General features: G+C 60.5%; 17 protein-coding genes. All 17 read left to right on the top strand.

Annotation, left to right across the window (positions count from 1 at the left end):
* Nucleotides 1-153: 153 nt before the first annotated feature.
* The 17 genes from PG871_RS17285 (at nt 154) to PG871_RS17365 (ending at nt 20,024) form a co-directional block, all read left to right on the top strand.
* Complete coding sequence (locus PG871_RS17285) at nt 154-975, top strand: AfsR/SARP family transcriptional regulator (protein ID WP_270731597.1); 822 nt, start codon at nt 154-156, stop codon at nt 973-975.
* 365 nt (nt 976-1,340) lie between these two features.
* Nucleotides 1,341-1,526, top strand: a complete 186-nt coding sequence (locus PG871_RS17290) for a hypothetical protein (RefSeq protein ID WP_270731599.1) — start codon at nt 1,341-1,343, stop codon at nt 1,524-1,526.
* A gap of 12 nt (nt 1,527-1,538) precedes the next feature.
* Nucleotides 1,539-3,992 carry a phage tail sheath family protein gene (locus tag PG871_RS17295; RefSeq protein WP_270731600.1) on the top strand — a complete coding sequence of 818 codons (2,454 nt, stop codon included), beginning with the start codon at nt 1,539-1,541 and terminating at the stop codon, nt 3,990-3,992.
* A gap of 12 nt (nt 3,993-4,004) precedes the next feature.
* On the top strand, nt 4,005-4,502 hold the full coding sequence (locus PG871_RS17300; protein WP_270731602.1) for a phage tail protein: 498 nt from the start codon (nt 4,005-4,007) through the stop codon (nt 4,500-4,502).
* Nucleotides 4,503-4,514: 12 nt separating this feature from the next.
* Nucleotides 4,515-5,285, top strand: a complete 771-nt coding sequence (locus PG871_RS17305) for a hypothetical protein (RefSeq protein ID WP_270731603.1) — start codon at nt 4,515-4,517, stop codon at nt 5,283-5,285.
* Nucleotides 5,286-5,932: 647 nt separating this feature from the next.
* Complete coding sequence (locus tag PG871_RS17310; protein WP_270731604.1) at nt 5,933-6,277, top strand: hypothetical protein; 345 nt, start codon at nt 5,933-5,935, stop codon at nt 6,275-6,277.
* A 1-nt stretch (nt 6,278) separates the two neighbouring features.
* Nucleotides 6,279-7,631: a DUF4255 domain-containing protein gene (locus PG871_RS17315; RefSeq protein WP_270731607.1), complete on the top strand. Its 1,353-nt coding sequence runs from the start codon at nt 6,279-6,281 to the stop codon at nt 7,629-7,631.
* Nucleotides 7,628-9,508 carry an ATP-binding protein gene (locus PG871_RS17320; RefSeq protein WP_270731609.1) on the top strand — a complete coding sequence of 627 codons (1,881 nt, stop codon included), beginning with the start codon at nt 7,628-7,630 and terminating at the stop codon, nt 9,506-9,508. Before PG871_RS17315 ends, PG871_RS17320 begins: the two co-directional genes overlap by 4 nt.
* Nucleotides 9,498-10,196 carry a hypothetical protein gene (locus PG871_RS17325; protein WP_270731611.1) on the top strand — a complete coding sequence of 233 codons (699 nt, stop codon included), beginning with the start codon at nt 9,498-9,500 and terminating at the stop codon, nt 10,194-10,196. The genes PG871_RS17320 and PG871_RS17325 overlap by 11 nt, the downstream gene beginning before the upstream one ends.
* Nucleotides 10,197-10,207: 11 nt before the next feature.
* On the top strand, nt 10,208-10,489 hold the full coding sequence (locus PG871_RS17330; protein WP_270731613.1) for a hypothetical protein: 282 nt from the start codon (nt 10,208-10,210) through the stop codon (nt 10,487-10,489).
* Nucleotides 10,490-10,492: 3 nt separating this feature from the next.
* Entirely contained in the window at nt 10,493-11,644 is a 1,152-nt protein-coding gene (locus PG871_RS17335) for a hypothetical protein (protein ID WP_270731615.1), read from the top strand.
* Nucleotides 11,641-12,177 carry a phage baseplate assembly protein V gene (locus PG871_RS17340; protein WP_270731618.1) on the top strand — a complete coding sequence of 179 codons (537 nt, stop codon included), beginning with the start codon at nt 11,641-11,643 and terminating at the stop codon, nt 12,175-12,177. Before PG871_RS17335 ends, PG871_RS17340 begins: the two co-directional genes overlap by 4 nt.
* Nucleotides 12,178-12,189: 12 nt before the next feature.
* Nucleotides 12,190-12,495 carry a hypothetical protein gene (locus PG871_RS17345; RefSeq protein ID WP_270731620.1) on the top strand — a complete coding sequence of 102 codons (306 nt, stop codon included), beginning with the start codon at nt 12,190-12,192 and terminating at the stop codon, nt 12,493-12,495.
* Nucleotides 12,492-12,866 carry a GPW/gp25 family protein gene (locus tag PG871_RS17350; protein WP_270731622.1) on the top strand — a complete coding sequence of 125 codons (375 nt, stop codon included), beginning with the start codon at nt 12,492-12,494 and terminating at the stop codon, nt 12,864-12,866. The genes PG871_RS17345 and PG871_RS17350 overlap by 4 nt, the downstream gene beginning before the upstream one ends.
* The gene (locus PG871_RS17355; protein ID WP_270731624.1) at nt 12,866-15,415 is read left to right on the top strand and encodes a hypothetical protein; all 2,550 of its coding nucleotides are present in this window, start codon (nt 12,866-12,868) and stop codon (nt 15,413-15,415) included. The genes PG871_RS17350 and PG871_RS17355 overlap by 1 nt, the downstream gene beginning before the upstream one ends.
* The gene (locus PG871_RS17360) at nt 15,415-17,691 is read left to right on the top strand and encodes a hypothetical protein (RefSeq protein WP_270731626.1); all 2,277 of its coding nucleotides are present in this window, start codon (nt 15,415-15,417) and stop codon (nt 17,689-17,691) included. Before PG871_RS17355 ends, PG871_RS17360 begins: the two co-directional genes overlap by 1 nt.
* Nucleotides 17,691-20,024: a hypothetical protein gene (locus tag PG871_RS17365; RefSeq protein ID WP_270731628.1), complete on the top strand. Its 2,334-nt coding sequence runs from the start codon at nt 17,691-17,693 to the stop codon at nt 20,022-20,024. The genes PG871_RS17360 and PG871_RS17365 overlap by 1 nt, the downstream gene beginning before the upstream one ends.
* Nucleotides 20,025-20,028: the final 4 nt, after the last annotated feature.

Consider the following 20,028-nt stretch of genomic DNA (forward strand, 5'->3'; position numbering starts at 1 on the left):
CTCCCCGACTAGCGATCCGAATGGGCGGAAACACACCCAAAAATCAGGGTCAGGAAATACCGCCTTGCTGGAATCAGAACTATCCAACATCCTTAATGTGTATTTTAAGGCCGCCACTCGCGCCGCCATGTTTGCCGTTGTTTAGGATGTTTTATGACCGCCAAAAGCGCCATATTTGTCTCTCTTATGGGCCCACCAGCCATTCGGATAGACGGCGAGCGGCAACAGCTGGCGATTCATGGTCAAACCCGGGCGTTGTTTTACATGTTGTCAGCGCATGCAAACCGCGGCATCCGCCGCGCCCGGCTGGCAGAAGCTTTGTGGCCGGACACCACCGAGAAAAAGGCAAACTCAGCGCTAAACACTGCCGTGTGGCGGATCAACAAGGTGCTGATGCACTTTGAGGGCGCTTCTGTCACCACCCACGACGGCATCATCAAGCTGAACCTTCTGTCTCCAGCGGTGGTCGATGTCGTGGCGCTCGAAGCCGCGGTGGAAACGGCCGAGAAAAGTGATGGAACCAATACCGCAGCCCTCGAAAACCACCTCGCACAGATTGTGGGCACGTGCCGGGGGCCGTTCATGGACGGTCTGACCTGTGATTGGGCGTTGCCGCTGCGGGAAAAATATCACGAGGTCTGGGTGCAGGCACTGCACTACCTTATGGCCTTCGCGACCGCACGCTCTGAGTTTGGCAAGGCTTTGACTTGGGGCCGAGCGATCATCGCGGCGGATCCTTTTCGGGAAACCATCCAACGCGAAGTGATGCATCTGTATGCGCTCAATGGTCAGCGCGCCAAGGCGATCCAGCATTATCTGGCGCTGAAAAAGCTACTGAGGGATGAGTTGGACATTGCGCCCCTGCCGGAAACGGTTGCCCTCGCGGCAAAGCTTGCCGGACCGACACCCTGCGATCCGCGCTCTTTCCGTATCCAGACAGCACCCATCGGCTCGGCCCTGCACGCCGCAGTCTGATCTGACGAAACTGACCCACAAACTAGCCCTTGATTAGACCACCCGACGCGCGAGCAATGCTCCGGCGCCTCTTCACATCTGTCTGCCAGTCGCTCCTTCACCAAATCCATACGCCAGCATCTCGCCGGGCGCATTTCGCGTGCCTGATCCCTGCCAGTGATCAGCCTGTGATAGAACTGTGAGCCAAACGTGACCGACTGGTGTGTCAAACTCTGACCAAACGTGCCGCCTGCGTGATCCAATGGTGCCATGCGCACAAGCCGCCCAAAATCCCCCACCTCTACAGTCGGTTCATCGTCACTGGATTGAACCGCAGAGGTATTAATAAGGTGCTAAACCACGACCCGACATCCAAGCCGGACACAATGTCATTCGTTGTGCGCGTTTTCGCGCCCGAAGGCTGGTTGGCCCCCTCGCGGCGTGTGCGTGTGCAAGACGTCGCTCAGCAGCAGATCCAGTATTTCACATCCCTGTCGGAAGCGTTCGAGGCAATCCGCCAAGCGCTCAACGAAACGGAGGCGTCGGCATCGGCGCCCCCCAACCCGCATTAAAAGAGGTTTCTCATGATTAATCCGACCTATCCCGGGGTTTATGTGCGCGAAGAAAGCTCAGGCGCGCGCGCCGTCGCCGGTGTCCCCACATCCATCGCGGCCTTTGTCGGCATGACAGAACGCGGTCCCTTGAACGAACCCACGCAAGTCTTCAACCTGCAAGACTATGAACGTGTGTTCGGCTCAGGCCCGACCGGCGGACAGATGCTGCCACAGGTCAAACTGTTTTATGACAACGGCGGCGGTCAGGCCTATGTCACGCGCATTGCCAACAACGCCCAACAAGCGACCATCGAGGTGCGCGACGAAGCCGGCAATGCCGCACTTGAGTTCACCGCCAAGGGTCATGGCATTGCGGGCAACAAGATCCGGGTCGAGGTAACATACGATTCCATTTCACCCGAAAGCCTGTTCAACCTGCGGATCTACCAGCGCAACATGACCACAACAGGTGTGGTAACCGAAGACGACGTCGAAACGTTCACCAATCTGTCGATGGACCCGTCGCATCCAGCTTATGTGGAAACAGTCGTTGGCATTCAAAGTGCGCTTGTCAGCGTCGAAAACAGGGCCGCGGCTCCTGCACCAGGTGCAGACAGCACGCTCTACAGCGGGTTGATCTATCCCAATGCGCCAGCCGCCGCCATTGCGGTCGCTCACGCCCGTTTGGACTACGACGGGCAAGCCACCAAAACATTTAACCTTCAAATCCGGATAGATCAGGCGCCGCCAGTGACCTGCCCTGTCGCGTTGACCGATGGGGCCAATTTGACCGCGATCGGCAATGCGCTCACCGATGCACTAAACGATGCAACGGATCCCGGTGTGGTGTTCTCGGTCAGCTGGGACAACAACGCCGGCCAGAACCGCCGACAGATGGTCATAACCTGCGCGGATCACGCTTTTGAACTCTTGCCCGGCGTATCCGATGACCTAACCGCCGCGTTTATGCTGACTGAGGCTCAAGGCGCGCTCTATCTGGACCGCTACGCCGGTCTGCGTCCAGCGCCAAATGGTCTCGCTAGTCGCGTCAGCGCCGCACCTGGAAGTGGCGACCTTGACAGGCTTACCGATTTTTCAGTCCTCAACAAAACAGCCGTGACCCACATCGGCGCCACACATTCTGGCGACCTCGGTTTTGGAGATGGCGAGGCCGTGACCTATTCCACGGTTGGCGACATGCGCACCGGCACGGTTTACGTACCTGCGCCGCCTGACAGTGCCGAAGGGTCCATGCTGAATTTGCGCGAAAACCTACAATCATTGGCCACCGCGCTCAGTACGGTTTTGGGCACAGCGGCCGCGGTCTCCGTGCACGGCTTCCGTATCGTCATCCAAACCGCCTCCACCGGCTCTGATGCCGATGCCAACTTTGCGGTGCAAACCTCAAACGCGGATTTCACAAACCCGATCACGGCTCCTCTAGAGGCCGCCGGTCAGATATTGGACAGCACAGTCACCCTGTTCAACGTCAAAGCTTACACCCTTGGCACCGCCTCCGGTGCTGCGGGCGCTGGCGCATATCAGAACCGCGCCGGTGCAGCAGACGGCGATGACGGCACCGTGCCGACATTGCCAGACTACCGCGCTGCGTTTGCGCAGCTGCAAGAACAGGTTGATCTCTTCAACTTGATGGTTCTGCCGCGCTGTAACGACGGTATTGCCGAGCAATCCGACACCGACCGAAAGGCCGCCTTCAACGTCGGCAGCGCAATTTGCGCCAAAGAACGCGCCTTCCTATTGGTCGATCCCCCCGCCACCGATCCGGTCAACGCATGGAACTCGGTCACGGCCGCTCAAAACGGGGCAAATCTCCTGCGCGTCGGTCTGGAAACCAAGAGTTCCGCCGTCTACTGGCCCCGCCTCAAAATGGCCAACGGCACCTTTCAGGACCCGGGCGGCGCCATCGCAGGCCTAATGGCCCGCACCGACGGCACACGCGGTGTCTGGAAAGCCGCTGCAGGCGTCGAAGCCACAATCCGCGGCATCGCGGGTGTGGAATACCCCATGAGCGACGATCAGAACGGCGTTCTGAACCCGCTTGCGGTCAACGCCATCCGCCTCTTCCCGTCAGGCGTTCTCAGCTGGGGGGCGCGCTCTCTTGTTGGCTTCAACAGTTCGGGCGATCAGGACAACAAGTATTCCAACGTCGTGCGCACCAAAAACTTCATTCAGGAAAGCCTTTATCGCGGCCTCCGGTTTGCGGTGTTTGAATCCAACGCGGAACCCCTTTGGGCACAGATTCGGCTGGCGGCTGGTTCCTTCATGAACGGTCTCTACCGTCAAGGCGCTTTCAAAGGCGAAACAGCCTCGGATGCCTTCTACGTCATCTGCGACAAAACCACGACAACCCCGACAGACATCAATCTGGGCATCGTAAATGTCGTCGTTGCCTTTGCCCCTCTGAAACCCGCTGAATTTGTTGTGCTGACGGTCAAACAGATCGCTGGCCAAGCCCAATCATAACCGGAGGTCGTTATGGAATTCACAGTCAACTCAACCCGCATCGACCCCTACCGCAACTTCAAATTCCGCGTCGTTTGGGATGGTCAAGTCGTCGCTGGCGTCAGCAAAGTCAGCGGCCTGAAAGCCTCCCGTGAGGTGGTCAGCCACCGGCACGGCGGGGATCTGTCGACCAAACGCCACACCCCCGGTGTAACGTCATTTGAACCCATCACACTGGAACGCGGCCTCAGCCACGATCACGCCTTTGAAGACTGGGCCAACCTCGTCTACTCGACCGAAGGCGATGGCGGCGTAAGCCTCGCCAACTTCCGAAAAGACATCACAATCGATCTCTACAACCTGCAAGGCGTGAAGGTTCTAAGCTGGCAGGTCTTCCGCTGCTGGGTCAGCGAAATGACCGCTGTTCCGGAACTGGACGCCAACGGAAACGCAGTCGCCTTCGAAAGCATTGTCTTGCAAAACGAAGGCTTCATGCGGGATTCGGCGGTCGTGGAAGAGCTCGAGTTTTAAGGCCATTCCGCAATGAGCAGCCCCCACCACACAGCCCCGTGCGGCACGCACTTTCGCTTTCTGCCTCTCACAGGACGGCAGGAAGCCGACATTGCTGCGGCCTCCGGTGACACCGCGGCGCGGGCTTTGGGGTTGCTGTCCGCGCTGCTCGCAGGCGCTTGGCGCAAGGGCGAGCCAGTTACTTTGCAAGACCTGACCCTTGCGGAGTACGATGTGGCCCTGTCCGGCCTCTATCAATATCTGTACCAACCAACAGTCTTGTGCGAGGCGCGGTGCAGAGATTGCGAAGAACCGTTTGAGTTCAGCTTAAACTTACCGGATCTGCAATCTGCAGCTTGGGCCAATACCTCAAACTTTGAAGGTCAACACTGGGACAGCCTGTCCACCCCATCCGGCCGCGTTATCCGCCTGCCACGGGTCAAAGACCTCTCGACCCTGCAACATGCAACCGCACAGGAATGGGCCAAAGCCTGTGTGATCGAAGGCGACACGAATTTTGAGGCTGTTCAGGCCGATCTTGCACAGGCAGGGCCCCTGCTCAGTAAGGACATAAAAACCACCTGCCCCGAATGCGAAGCGGCCAATACAGTGCGGTTTGATGTGGCCCGCTATCTGGTTGAGTCAATCGAGGGGGAGACTGCTTTTCTTTGGCGCGAAGTCCACCTGATCGCCAAGACCTACCATTGGGCGCTGGCAGACATTCTTGATCTGCCAAGGTCCGCGCGACGGGATATGGCCGCGCTTATCGTGGCCGAACGTCCACGTGTGAGGGCCGCATCATGAGCGGATACATCCAAAGGCTACTGGATCGCGGCGCCGGCGTTAGCACGGCCCCTCAATCACCGACATCTCTGTCCCGCTCCGGCTCCCCCTTGGCCGATCATGATCAACGCCTGCACACGCCATCCTTTCGCGGTCTCGGCGGCGCATTTGACGTACCCGCCGCACCATTGTTGGACCCACGGACCGAACCCCCGCTTTCGTCGCAGACACCCACAACGGTGGACATGCCGTCACCACATCCCACAGCCCCCCAATCACGCTCGAAAAACCCAAACACCCCGCATCCTCCCTTTGCGGCGCCGATACCTGCTCAAGCCGAAGCGGCCCCAACCACCCAGATGCCGCCTTTTGATCCAATCGCCGCGCTCCGCGCACAGCCTTTGGACGCGCCTCAACCCTTGTCGGAGTCCCCGCCTCCTCACGACCTCCCGCCCACCGCATCTGCAACGCCGCCCACCGCGAGAGCGGAGCCTTTGCCTAAACCCACCTCGGAGCGGAACACCTCAAACGCGCGAACGTCGTCGCTGGCTGCGCCCGATATTGCTGCGCGAACCGCCCCCGTCACAGCACAAGCGTCGCCGCCGCCCACGTCTTATCCAACAGAAACGCCCCCCATAACGCCAAGCTTCTGGCCCACGGAGGGCGACTTGGAGCCATCTGCCGCGCCGCAGCCCTCACCTTTGCCTCAAGATGTCTCGCCGCCACGTTCCGAATTGGACGTCGCACCGGACCCAACGATCACAGCCCGCCCTCCCACAGCTGTTTCGCCAGTGACCGAAGCCGACCAAGCCACCCTGACGGCACAGGAAACGTCGGAACCCAGGATTGTGGAAAAAACCATAGAACGGGTGATCGAAAAACCTGCGGCGTCGCCCGCAGACTCCCCGTCCCCTGCCCAGCGCAAACCAATAACCGCCGCCAGCGCCTCCAAAATCGGCGACCTGCCCGTGCGTCGCCGTGTGCACAGCGTTTTTGGTATTCGGAGGGCGTGAGATGATCCAGACATCCATATTTGACGTGACAACCGCTCTGCGCAATCTGGTCTGGTTCAACATCCGGCGCATGTACGGTTTTGCCGAAAACGAAATCCACGTGACACTTTTGCCGCCCGAAGATGTGGCCGCCGACACCGTGCCCACGATCAATCTGCACCTCTATCATGTGTCTGAGGACGTGCATCACCGCAATGCCGTTGGCTACGACACGGTCATGCCACCGATTTCGGGGCAACCCATGGCGCTTCGGTTGTTTTACATCCTCACCCCGCATCAGGACGCCAACGGCTTGCCCAACCCGCAAGGAAAACAGGAATTTCTCAGCGCCGCCATGAAGACCCTGCACGATTTTCCGGTGATCGACCCGGGCCTGTCTGTGCAGGTCGTGGGCGGCGGACCAAACTTGCCGGTGATGCCCGCAAATCTTGCGGCCAGCGGCCACCGCATCGAAATCGCCATGCGCAATCTAGAACCCGAGGACAACATCAACTTCTGGTCCACCGAAGACCAGAAAACACCGCGCTTGTCTGCCTATTACGAAGTTCGCGCCGCCTTTCTGCCTCCGGAAATGCCGACCACCACCAATGGCACCGTGTTTGACGTGGGCCTATACGTCAGCAGCGCGTCGGTGGCCAAACTGTCCAACTCGCGCGCTGTGCTTCGCTTCGACATGCCCGCCGAAACAGGCATGGGCGCGCAGGCGCTGGATGTTGTTCCCGCACGCGCCGTGCTCTGGGCAGCCCCCAACCCGGCGCAAGAGCGCGTCTATCTCACCGGAGACAACCTCACTGCAGGTGATCTGCAACGCCTGACCCTTTCTCAAAATGGCCAGACACATGCACTTGATCCGGCGCTCAACCCCAACTGGGACGCGCAATTTGCAACCAACGAAATCAGCTTCATACCGCAAACCGTATTGACCACCTCCGACGGCGGCGTGATCACAGCCGTGCCAATCACTGCCGGACGGATCGAACTTGGGCTTGAGATCGTCGCTTACCGTTTCCAAGGCACGACGCGGCTCGAAAGCACTTATGAGGCCGGCAAAGTCGCAATTCAGTTGGGCGCGCGGATCATTGACCATACTGCCCCTGCTGCGGACGTGTATCGCGTCAACCTCGAGGCCGCGACCGATCTCACAGCGGCAGACCTCCTGCTGGCGCTCGATGGTCAGTACTACATCGAGGACACCGTCAATCTGCAACCGGCTGATCCGGGCACATATGTGCGTCAGACCGACCACATTTTTGTGCGCCCCCATCTTCCTGCCCCGCTAACAGGCGCACACGCCTTTCAGCTGTTCGTGAATGGCGCCGAAAGTCAGCCCTTCTGGATCGAGGCCGGCCCATGAGCACGCATTTTCAAACCGACGCCCATTGGGCAGCAGCCGTCGTTCGCACCCGCCTCGACGCCCGCGCTGCCTTTCTCGCCAGCAATCCGGCCATCGATACGCCAGAGGCCGAACGCGCCTTTATCGGTTCAATCGTCTGCCCGCCCGCGCCGAAGACAGGAATGCGCGCCACCTTGCTCACGCGCTTTGGCCTTGATGCGTCTGAAACCGCACTGCTGGACCTCGCGATTGCCACGCGCTTCGATCCCTCCCTTGAATCCCGGATAGCCGAGATACAGGGCAAACCGTGGCGGCCACAGCCTACGGAAGCCCTTGCGCGCCGGCTCTTTGATCTGCCTGACGGAGAAATCGCGCGACCCACCAGCCCGCTGATGCGGTGGCACATGGTGCACGCAATTCTGGATCCATCCGGCGCGGCGCCAAGCTATGCCGCAGACCCAAGGATCGCCGATTATTACGCCGGTAAAGCCAGCCTGAGCGAAGCCATGGTGGGCAAAGCCCGCCCAATGGAGCACGCCGAAATCTCACCTGACTGGGATCTCACCACATGGCTCAAAGATGTCACAAACCTACGCGCCAACTGTGACGCCCTGCGCCTTGTGTTGCTGGGCGGCACGGGAACTGACGGGATGATGGCAGCCCAATCGCTTCTGGAAGCGCTGCAATTGGACGGCTTGGCGCTGGGCGATGTCCCAGTCTGGCAGGCCCAGCGGTTCGGATTTCTGACCGCGATGGTACCGGTCTGGACAACCGAGCCACGCGACTGGACCTGTCCCGGTGGATTTGTGCCGTTGCAACTGATCATCACGGACACGGCCCCCGCGGCAATCAACGGCGTCACCGACCTGATATTACCTCCGCCGCAGATGACCCCACAACTACGATTGTCGTACTGGCACGCGCTGACCGGCCAATCCGACTTGCCCCAAGTTCTGCACAGCGCCAGCGCGCAGCAATTGCGCAACTGGGCCACCCGCCTGCGCACCGATGGCACGCTCATTCAGGATACCGGTCTCGCCCGGCACGACCTTGACGAAGTGGGCGAAGTCCGCACCGCCAAAGTCACATGGGATGACATGGTGCTTGAGCCGCGCGTGATCTCCTTGTTGCAAGTTTTCTCACAGGAGGCCGAGCAGCGCACCGCGCTTTTGACCAACGCCGAAATACACCGTCTCTTTGCCCGCGACGCCGCCCCGCGCGCCTTGTTTTCCGGCCCGCCCGGCGTTGGCAAAACCATGGCTGCGGAATGCGTTGCAGGTGCTTTGGACTTGCCGCTACTCGTGATCGACGTAAGCCGCACCATCAGTAAGTACGTGGGCGACACCTCCAAAAACCTGACCCGAATTTTCGAGCGCGCAGAACAATTCGGCTGCCTGATCTTCTTTGACGAGGCCGACACGTTTTTTGCAAAACGCTCCGAAGGTACTGACAGTTTGGACCGCCACAGCAACGGCGACACCAACCACCTTCTGCGCTTGATAGAGCAATACGAAGGGCCGGTGATCCTATCGACAAACAAGCGCGGCAACATCGACGAAGCCTTTTTCCGCCGCCTGCGCCACAGCATCGATTTCCGCCGCCCCGATACCGTAGGCCGACTGACGCTTTGGCGGCGGTTCTGTGACATTCTGTTTAGCACATCCGACATCGCCCATCTGACGCTCTGCGCGGAACGCTTTGAATTCTCTCCGGCGCAAATCAAAAGCGCGGTTCTGACTGCCCGGTTTGCCGCAGGGGTCACCAACGTTGATGCCCCTGCGCAAATCGACCTGCTCGGCGCCGCTGCGCGCGAGTTGCGAAAAGAAGGCAAATCCTTACCCAACGACCTCGCCACTATGATTGCGGCGCAACATCAGGGGGTGAGCCATGTCGCCTAGCGGATACCCGAGAACGCCCTCAGTCATCCCCGGAGCCTTCGTGCAGATCATCGACGACGTGGTCCTGCCGATCCCAAATATCATTGCGTTCCAATACAACCCCGCCACCATGTCGCGCAGCTGGGAGGTCTGGAACCCCTTTGAGGTGGATCAGGCCAGCCGTGGCGCGCAGGCGCCGACCGTGCAGCCCTACGCACCGCAGGAAAAATTTTCTTTCGCTCTGGAATTGTCCGCCGTCGACGACATGGAGGACCGCTTCCCTCCTGCCGTCGCCACCGGAGTCGCGCCCCAGATCGCCGCCTTGCAAAAGCTGACCCAACCCACCGAGGGCCTCTTGGGCGATCTGGTGGCCTCCGCCAAAGCACTGGCTGGCAACAGCGCCGCCGCGGTTGAGCGACCAACAGTGCCCATAGTGCTGCTCATCCTGGGGCCAGGCATCATTTATCCGATCCGCGTCACCAGCATGTCTGTGGAAATCAAGGAATTCACCCAGTTCCTCTACCCACACATGGCCACGGTGCAGATCGAAATGACAGTGCTCACGCCGGACGTCTTCAAATGCAAGAAAACCGCGGCCACCGAGATCGCCGTCGGCACCTACAATTTCACCAAACTGCAAGAAGACATTCTGGCCATCGCCAACATCGCAACCTCGGCCAAAACCATCGTCGGCGCCCTGCCCTTCTAGGAGACATCCCATTGGCAACGTTTGAGAAAAACAGCAGATACGTCAAATACTCCGAGGTCACCACTTCGGTCGACCGACAGGGGCGCGAGGTGCGCGCGCTGACGCCAGCCGAGCTGCCTCAGGCACAGGAATTGGGTCTGCATCAACGCCGCGACGGACAAAGGCTGGATCATCTGTCCTCCTATTATCTTGACCAGGACACCGGTTATTGGCGCATCGCACGGCTTAACGACGCCATGAGCCCCGACGTCCTGACCGATGCCCGTCAGATCAAAATTCCGGTGAGGCGCTAAATCATGAGTTTCGGTGCGGAAATCCTGTTTGGTGACGACAACCAACCTCTGCCCCCCGAAGTGGCTCAGTGGCTGGCCGAGGTCCGCGTCGAGCATGAGCTGAACAAGCCTGCGAAATTCGCCCTCCGTTTCGAAGACGACCTTTGCGGCGACGCCCCCGCCGTGTCCAACCGCCCCGAGTTGCGCCCCAACACCATGCTCAGCGTGATGGTGGCCAACGGCAACAGCAAAGACTGTTTGGTGCGTGGGCGTGTGACGCAGATCAAGAGTTCCTCGCAACTTGGAGGGCCGGGCTCTTGGATCGAGGCTCACTGCCTGAGCCGACAGGTCGAAATGGATCGCGAAACCTTTCAGGTCAATTGGGCCGGACCGGAAAAGGACATCGTCACCAGTGTCTTGCAAGGCTACGACTTTCAGCCGGACGTCAAAAACGTGCAGGACAAAACCTATGATGACGAAGAACAGCTGAACCAGCGCGGCACCGACTTTGCCTTTCTGAACAAGCTGGCCTCGGAAAATGGCGTGGACTTCTGGATCAGCTACGAAACCTCCGATCCAAACCCGCTGACCGGCGAGTCCGAAATCACTGAACACGCCCATTTCCGCATTTCACCAGAGGTACCAGACGGCGCATTCGACATCGGAGGTTTTGAACTGATCCCCAACGACGACACCCCGTCGTTTCGGGTCAACGTGCTGGGCGACGACTGTCCTAACGTGAACCTATTCACCGCCGAAGTCGACGCCGAGCGCCCCAATGCAGCCAACGGCCAGGGTGTGGATTTGGCCGATGGCGCCGAAGAAGACGCCGCTTCCGAGGAAAGCGCGGAAACCCAAGGCGACGGCCCGACCCTAAGTCTCGTTGATGGCGTACAACGCACCGTCGCACCCGCCGGTCCCGGCACCGGCGAGGATCAGACCCGACGCCAGGACGCCATGTTGCGCGCCTCAAGCTGGTTTGTGGAGGCCAAGGTCTCGACCTCCGCCCACATGCTGGGCGCTATCCTGTCCCCGCACGACATTATCGACGTCAAAGGCGCAGGGCCGGAATACTCGATCCCTTATCAGGTGAAATCGGTGATCCATGTGATCAACGCAGCCGACCACCTTATGGACGTGACCCTGAGGTCCAATTTCATAGGAGAAGCGGCATGAACCCTCTCGAAGCCTTGGAAGAACTCTACGCAGCGCTACAGGAACGTTTCTTTGGAAAATACCGAGGCTTTGTGGAATCCAACGAAGACCCCAAAGGCCGCGGGCGGCTTCAGGTGCGCGTGCCCAATGTGATGAAAGATCAACTGATCTGGGCCACCCCCTGTGTGCCTTATGCTGGTCAGGGCGTCGGGTTGTTTGCGCTGCCGCCCAAAGACGCCGGTGTCTGGGTCGAATTTGAAGGCGGTGACACCAGCCACCCGATCTGGGTGGGATGTTTTTGGGCCGACAATCAGGTTGCCAGTGACGAATCCAAACCCGGCGTGAAAACACTGCGTACCGACGGCGCCGCGCTCAAATTTGACGACGACAACGGGGTTGTAACGATCGAAACCGGCGACGGCACCACGCTGACCATTGGTGGTGGTGAAATCAAACTTGAGGCCAACGACGTCAGCGCCAGCGCCAACGGCGGAAAACTGGCGCTCAGCGCGGGCGGCCTCGACGTTAACAACGGCGCGTTTTCAGTGAGTTAAGGAGAGATCGCAATGGGAAATCCAGTTGATGCAATCGAAAATGCGGTGGCCGACAGCAGCAGTTCTCCAGCCTCCTCTGTCGTCAGCGCCAACCAAACCGTATCCACGGCGCTTGGCACGATTGGCCTCGTGACCGATGTGCCAACCTTTTCCGGCGTCTCGGTGACCGGTGCATGGGTGATGGGCACCCTGCGTTGCAAAATCAACGGCCTGCCGATGCTGACCACAGCCTCCGCGGGCGCCGGCGTGTCCGGCGCGCCCTCCCCTACCGGCCCTCTAAAGCTCAACCAATCCGACAGTGGGGTCAAAGCGCTATGAGTCAACTTAATACTCTGTCCTTCCCGTTTTCGATCGACCCTGGGTCTGCCCGGGCGCGTGAAGAATCCGACTACGACGCTTACATAAAACAACTGATCCGACAGGTCTTGTTGACCGATCAGGGGGAGCGGATCAACAGACCGACCTTTGGCTCAAGCCTGCGCGCGATGCTCTTTAATGGAGCTTCCGGCTCTGCGGCAACCTACAGCAAGGCTCTTGTTTATCAGGCTCTCACGCGGTGGCTCGCCAATTTCATCAAAGTGGCAAACGTTGAGGCCCGCGCAGAGGATGCAACCTTGTTTGTCGAAGTGCATTACTCCGTCATCGCCACAGGTGAGCGACGCTTCCTGAATGTGGAGCTTGCCAGCTGATGACAGAGCTTTCGCGCAGAACCCGCATTTGCCTGCAAACCCCACCTCCTGTGACCGGGCTGGATTTTGTACAGGTCGTGGATCACACGACACAGGATGTGCTGCGCCTGTTCTTTCTGGTGAATCCGCGCGACGTTGTCGATCCCGACAACCTCGCCACCCGACGCTTTCCCAACGCCAATACCGGCACCGACCTGACCGCCACCGCGCTGGAACGGCTCTCTATTGTTGCCAAAGAAACCGGCGAGGAAATCGATGTCGCCTCCGCCACTTGGATTGATGCGGACTTCAACGGCGATCAACGCCAAGCCCTCGAAATCACGGTCGACGAACCCGGCAGCGCCGCGATTTTTACGCTCACCTTTGACCACACATTTGTGGATCGCTTCTTTGACGAGGTGGACTTTTCCTTCAAACAAGCCTGCCCCACCGGAACCGATTGCAAAACCGACTGCGACTGTCCGGACGAGGATGCGCCCGCCGTGGCCATCGACTATCTTGCGCGGGATTTCACCTCGTTGCGCGGGGCTTTGCTGGACTTCGCGGCGCAATACTATGGCGAGTGGGAAGCCCGCGTCGAAGCTGATCAGGCAATGATGGTGCTGGAAATACTCGCCCATCTTGGCGACGAGTTGGCCTACACACAGGATCGCTACGCCGCCGAGGCCTATTTGAAAACCGCCACCCAGCGCAAAAGCGTGGCCCAGCTGGCCCGCCTTGTGGACTATGAGATCGACCACGGCGAGGCCGCGCAAACTGAGTTGGCGGTTTCTGTGAACGTCGGCACCACATTGCGCGCTGCCACCGGCGTGGACGGTGGCCTACCCGCGCGGGCTTTTGCTCTGCGCGAAGACACCGGCGCCATTCCATTTGAAGCCACCGAAGACCTCTGGGCACACCCCGATTGGAACACTGTCGACCTCTATCTGCCAGACAGCGCGTCGCCGTGCTTGCCGATCGGCGCCACCAGCGCTTGTCTGCAAATCGATGTTCCAACCGCGTTGCAAACGCCGGTCGGCACACTGACACCAGCCCGTTTTTGGGAAGGTCGGCGCATGATCCTACGCTCTGGCCTCAACGCGCCTGATGAACCGAACCGCGCGTGGGCTGTGACCATCTCGCGGACTGAACCCTATGACGATCTGCTTGCCCCAGCGGGCACGGAACTGTGCGAAGTGTTCTGGGACAAGGCCGAGGCGCTGCCGTTCGAGATGCCGATCCACGAGGCGACGGCCCACCTCAACACCTGCCGTTTCGTTGCAGGCGAAACCGTCACGCAGTCGTTCCGCGTGGGCGACGACACGGCGCTAATGGCCGGCTTTGTCGGCGCGGACGCGGCTCAGACCCGCAAGCTCACCGACCTGCCCCGCGCCAGCGAACGCGAAGGCGCCTGCGCCGCGGGCGGGCGCGGTGTGATCCTTCGGTTTGGTCTGACAGGGTCTGACGACACCGGTGTGGCATGGGCGCCCAGCGCAGGTGGTCAAGAACCGCACATGGCGCTTTATGAGGTCGTCCCAGATCTGACCACGCCTAACGAGGTCACCTTCGCCACCCCCATCGGGGCTCAGGAATGGGCGTTTGTCGAAACCACCCTGCGCGGGGATGCCGAGGATCGGCAGTTTACATTGGAACACGGTCTTTGGTCCGAAGTCGCAAGATTTCACCGCCCCGAAGGGGACGTGGTGCTGGATGACTATGCCAGCAATAGTGGTTTCACTATCCGCTTCGGCGACCGCGATTTCGGCGTGAGCCCACCCGAAGGCACAGTCTTTCATTTGCGCTACCTCACAGCGCCGGGCGTCGCCGCCAACCTGCCCGCCGACAGCGTAACGCACACATCCTTGCCGGAAACACCGCCACCCACGCCCGAGATCACAGCGGTGACCAACCCCTTTCCGATCCGCAACGCCCGCGCACCGGAAACCGCCGACACCGTCCGCCTGAATGCCCCCGAAGCCTTCCGCGCCATCTTGAAACGTGCTGTCCAAAGCGCGGATTACCGCACCATTCTGGAACGCCGCGATGACGTTCAACAAGCCAACGCCACCGCCCGTTGGACCGGCACATGGACCACCGATTTCGCTGCTGTCGACCCGTTGGGCAGCCAGACCCTGACGGACAACATGCGCAACAGCGTGCGCGCAGAACTGGATTGTGTGCGCATGGCAGGCCGTCAAGTCTGTTTGCGCGACCCCATGGCGGTGCCAATCGATATCGAAATCGACGTCTGTGCACAGCCACAAGCCACCAACGCCAAACTGCAACGCGCGATCACCCGCCGGCTGACGCGAGGCGCGGATGCCTTTTTCCACCCCGACAACTTCACCTTCGGGACGCCCTTGCTGCGCTCCACTCTGGAAACCGCCGTACAATGCGTCCCTGGCGTACGCGCCGTCGAAAGCATCCTCATACGCCGTCGCGGCCGCGGATCCTTTGAACCCATGCCCAGCCGCCTGACCGTCGCCCCACATCAGATCCTGCAATTGGCCAACGATGCAGCCCGCCCCGAGCGCGGCACCCTCGCGGTCTCAACCCATGGAGGCGGCTGATGGCAACCTGTCCCTGTGATACCGACCCGACCAGTCCCTGCCCTGATATCCCCGCAGGTCTGACCCGCTTGCCCCTCCAGGATCGCGGCTTCGCCGAGGTGCGCCGCGCGCTGCTGTCTTCCGTCGCCCGTCAACCAAGCCTTGCAGGATGGAGCACTGATGGCCAACAGGACCTTGGCGTCATGCTGCTGGATATGTGGGCCTATGTCGCTGACGTGACCCGGTTTTATGATGCCGAAATTGCTGGCGAATTCTACCTCGACACCGCCCAACGCGACAAAACCACCAAGCGCATCACCAGCCTGATTGGCTACAAACCCCGCCCAGCGCTGTCGGCCAAGGCGGATCTGGTGGTTGAAGCCGACGGGCGCTCCCACGTTCCCATGCCCGCCCGCACCGGCTTCCGCTCCGAAGGCTTTGAGGACGAACCGCCCCAAGTGTTTGAAACCCTGACGCGGCATGTCGCGCAGCCCGCGCGCAATATCTGGCACCTCGATCCAATTGAGGCCGATATCTACCCCGGTCGTATTCTGCTGCGTCCCAAAGACAACGGCGTGCCAAAACGTGGTATTCTGGCCTTCCGTGTGGGCGGCGTTCCCACCCACGCCAGCCAGATCGGCGGCGTGTCCAAATTCATTGGGCCCGACGACCGTGTCTTTACCGAAGTTACTCTGGAAACGCCTTTTTCCCCGACTGACGGCACCACGCTGTCTGATGTCCAGATGCGCCTAATGGGGCTGACCGCCTCAAAGTCGCCCCTGACCCACACATTCGTCGCCAACAAGCTGGTGCTTGATGGGCTATACCCGCAGCTCAAGGCCATGGAACTTGCCGTTCTGGAAACGCCAACGGGACTGTATCCTTTTGAAATATCTAGCGTTGCACGCCAAGACCTCGCACTTGCTATTGCCTCCGAGCCCGCGATCACCGCGCCGGCCAGCGAAATCACCCACGCAGGTTTCGCGGCAGGTGTGTTGACCGAGCACACCGACTACCGCGTCCATTTCAACCCGATCCGCATCGGCGCCCTGCGCGCACCAGCCAAGACCGAAGTGACGCTTCAGGATCTCGGCGGCGAAGCCAGCCTGAAGCAACCTGACGTGCGGCTGGATCAAGCAGAAGGTGGCCCCTTTGTCGTTCAGGGCCGAAATCCGACAGGCGAAAGCATCGACGGCGAGGTCATGCGCGATGCCCTCCGCCGTGACTACAGCCTGCTCCCCAATCTCAGCCGACCCGCTTTTGACGCACCTCTCGTGGCGCCGCTCAAGGTCTTTGGCAATGTCGTGACGGCCGTGCGCGGCGAAAGTGTGGGGGGCGAAGTGCTCGGCTCTGCCGACGCCGCGCGCCCCGACAACCGGTTCCAACTGAAGAAAGCCCCACTGAGCTGGATCGAAGACCCCTCCCAGCCGAACGGCCTCCGCCCTCTGATTGACGTCTACGTTGACGGCATCCGCTGGAACCGCGCAGAAACGCTCTACACCGCCCGGCCAGAAGACCGCGTCTACGTGCTGGAAGAAGCAGACGATGGCAAAACCTCGGTGATCTTCGGGGATGGCCTGCGCGGTGAACGCCCAACGACCGGTGTAGAAAATGTCGTGGCCGATTATCGCTGGGGCGCGGGCGCTGCCAAACCGCCGCCCGGAACGATCAAGCAGATGGCAAAACCGGTCAAAGGCATTCGCCGCGTTCTCAACCCGCTTCCGGCCACAGGCGGCGCCGACGCCGAGGCCGCCTCCGAAATCAGAACCAACGCCCCCGCCAAAGTTTTGGCACTGGGCAAAGCCGTATCAGTGCAGGATTTCGAAGCGCTTGCAGCGGGCTATCCGGGCGTGCTCAACACCGCCGCAGGCTGGGCTTGGGATGCCACGCAGCAACGTGCTGTTGTGACGGTCTGGGTGATCGAGGACGGCGGCCTGGATCATGTGGCATTGCGTGACTGGCTGATCAGCATGGCCGCCGACGACACCCCCGTTGAGGTCACAATCGCCACCGGATTGGAAAAGTGGTTGCTGATCAGTGTTCTTGTGCATCCCGATCATAACAGCGCCGACACCAAAGCCGCCGTCGAAGCCCGACTGGCCGACGAAACGCTGGCCCTCTCGGCTGTGCCCATCGGCGGCGTGCTCTACCGGTCCGCCCTCGTGAAAGCCATTCAGACCGTGCCCGGCGTCGCCAGCGTGCCGTCACTGCGGGTGGACGGCAGCGAGCTTGATTGGGCGATGAGTTCCAGCGCCGGCAGTTATTTTGACTTCAGCAGAAGGATCAGCGTGCTCTGATGGCCATTGGCGAAACATCCTCCCTGCGCACCGCCCAAGACGGCTATGACGCATATTATGCCGAGAAAATCTGGCGTTTGATCCCAGCGATCTATCGCGACGAAGATCCCAAATCCGCCTCCCCTGATGCGCTCAGGGCTTTGGTCGATGTGCTGGGTGAGGCCGTAGCAGACAGCCGTCGAAGCGTTGATCGCCTGTGGGCTGACAGCAGCATCGAAGACTGTGACGACTGGGCAATCCCTTATATTGGTGAGCTGTTCGGCACACGTCTGATTTCGGAACAGAACACGGCTGGTCGACGCGCTGATGTGGCCAACACAATCAAATATCGCCGCATGGCCGGTACGGTCGCGCTTCTGGCGATGCTGGCCGATGACATTGCCGGTTGGGACGCGGTCCCGCAAGAAGCCTTCAAGCGCCTGTTCCGCAATTGGCACAGTCTGGATTGCCCCGCCCCCATCGGCCCAATCAGCGCAACACCGCAACACGGGTTGGCCCGCCTGACCCACGCCCGCGTCGGCGACACCGCCTATGGCCCGTTTGACGATGTCGCGCACTTGCCTGATTTCCGCCAACTGCGCGGCCGTGACGGGCGCTACAACACCCCCAAAGTAAATTTGCACATCTTCCGCCAATCCGCGTTTGAGCTGAACAACGTGACGCCACACAGCTTTGGCGGCGGGCGCTATACGCTCGACCCATCCGGGCGGGATTGCCCGCTCTTCATTCCTGGCCAACCGGCAAACGACGGCTGCAAAACCGGCGAGGAATGGCAGTTGCGCCAACCGCTTAGCTGCCGCCTCTACAACGACGGACGCTACGATCTGTCCCGCGCCGCGTTGGACACTGTCGGGCTGGCAGCCTTGACGCCGCTTGAAGGGCAATCCTTCCGCACGGCGGCAGCTCTGATTGACCGCGCATTGGGCCTCAAACAGCAAGCAACCAATAACCCCGCCGCCAGGTTGACCTTGGCCGAAGGTCAGGCCTTGATGACCGCCCCCCTGACCGAGACCAGCAACCGCGGCCAACTGGTCGCTGACGGTGTGATCGACCTCGCGCTTGGACCGGTGCCTACACCCTCGCTGGATGCCGCCGCTCTGGTGGCTGGCAATCTCGCCGATTGGATCACCGACGTGCCCACCACTGAAACCTGGGTGGAAACGCTGGTTGATCCGGCCAACGGCCGCGCGCTGACAGAGGGTGCCGAGGCAGACCTGCACAGCCGCCGCTTCTATGAGGGTCGCTTCTGGCCCGTTGGCGCCGGCACACACGAGCGCAGCGCAGGACTTTTGACACAAGCCACAGATTGGGCGGCCCCGGGCGCGGTTGACGCAGGCCCGCACTTGCCGGTCACGACGTTCACTTTGCCCACAACAGGCACGCGCCAGATCGCGGACAGCCGAACCTATCTCCACAGCCCCAACACCGATCTGACCCTGACTGGGGACCTTCATCTTCAGGCCCGCAATGGTGAACGCCCATATATCCGTTTGGAAAGCGCAACAGTGGACGGCGCGCGGCGCTTTGTCATCAACGGGCCTGATGGCGCGCACATCACGCTTGACGGGCTTTGGTTTGGCATGATTGCCGAAGGCCAGACCGAAGAAAACGTGGCAGGTGCCGCGCCAATGGCCTGCGACATCGTACTTGCCGGAGACTTCGGCAGCGTCACGCTACGCAACATGACGCTCGACCCGGGCGGGCGGCGGGCGCAGGTGACAGCCAATCAGGTTTTCATGCTGCCCTTTGTGCGGCTCAGGATCGAAGGCGGTATCGACCAGATCATCCTTGATCGGTGTGTTACAGGCCCGATCGAGGAAGCGCTCGACGCCTTTGGCCATTGCAGCGGTACACGGGTCTGCATGTTTGACAGCATCCTGCGCGGCCGCCGCGCAACGCCGGCTTTCCTCGGTCGCAATCTGTTTCTGGAAATGGCGCGCTGCACCGTCATCGGCGATATTTCCGCCGCCCGTTACCTGATCGAGGACAGCTTGATCGAGGGCACCGTGCAGGCGCTGGATCAACAAGGCAGCTGCTTTCGCTACAGCGCGGCACACGAAACCGAAGCAATTGGACTGGCAGGCGCCTATCGCTCCGTCGGCTTTGCCGATGGCCTGCCCCGCAACACGTTCCTCAGCCGCCGGTTTGGCGATCCGGATTTTGTTCAACTCAGCGAAACCGTCCCTGACGCCATTCGGCGTGGGGCGGAAAACACATCCGAAATGGGCGCCAACAACAGCGCGCTCGACCCGATCAAGCGTGATGACCTTGTCTACAAATTGTCCGAGTTCACCACGATCAACACAATTACCCAGCTTGTCTTCGAAACCTGAAGGA

The sequence above is a fragment of the Shimia sp. Alg240-R146 genome (assembly GCF_947331465.1).
Classification (GTDB): domain Bacteria; phylum Pseudomonadota; class Alphaproteobacteria; order Rhodobacterales; family Rhodobacteraceae; genus Shimia.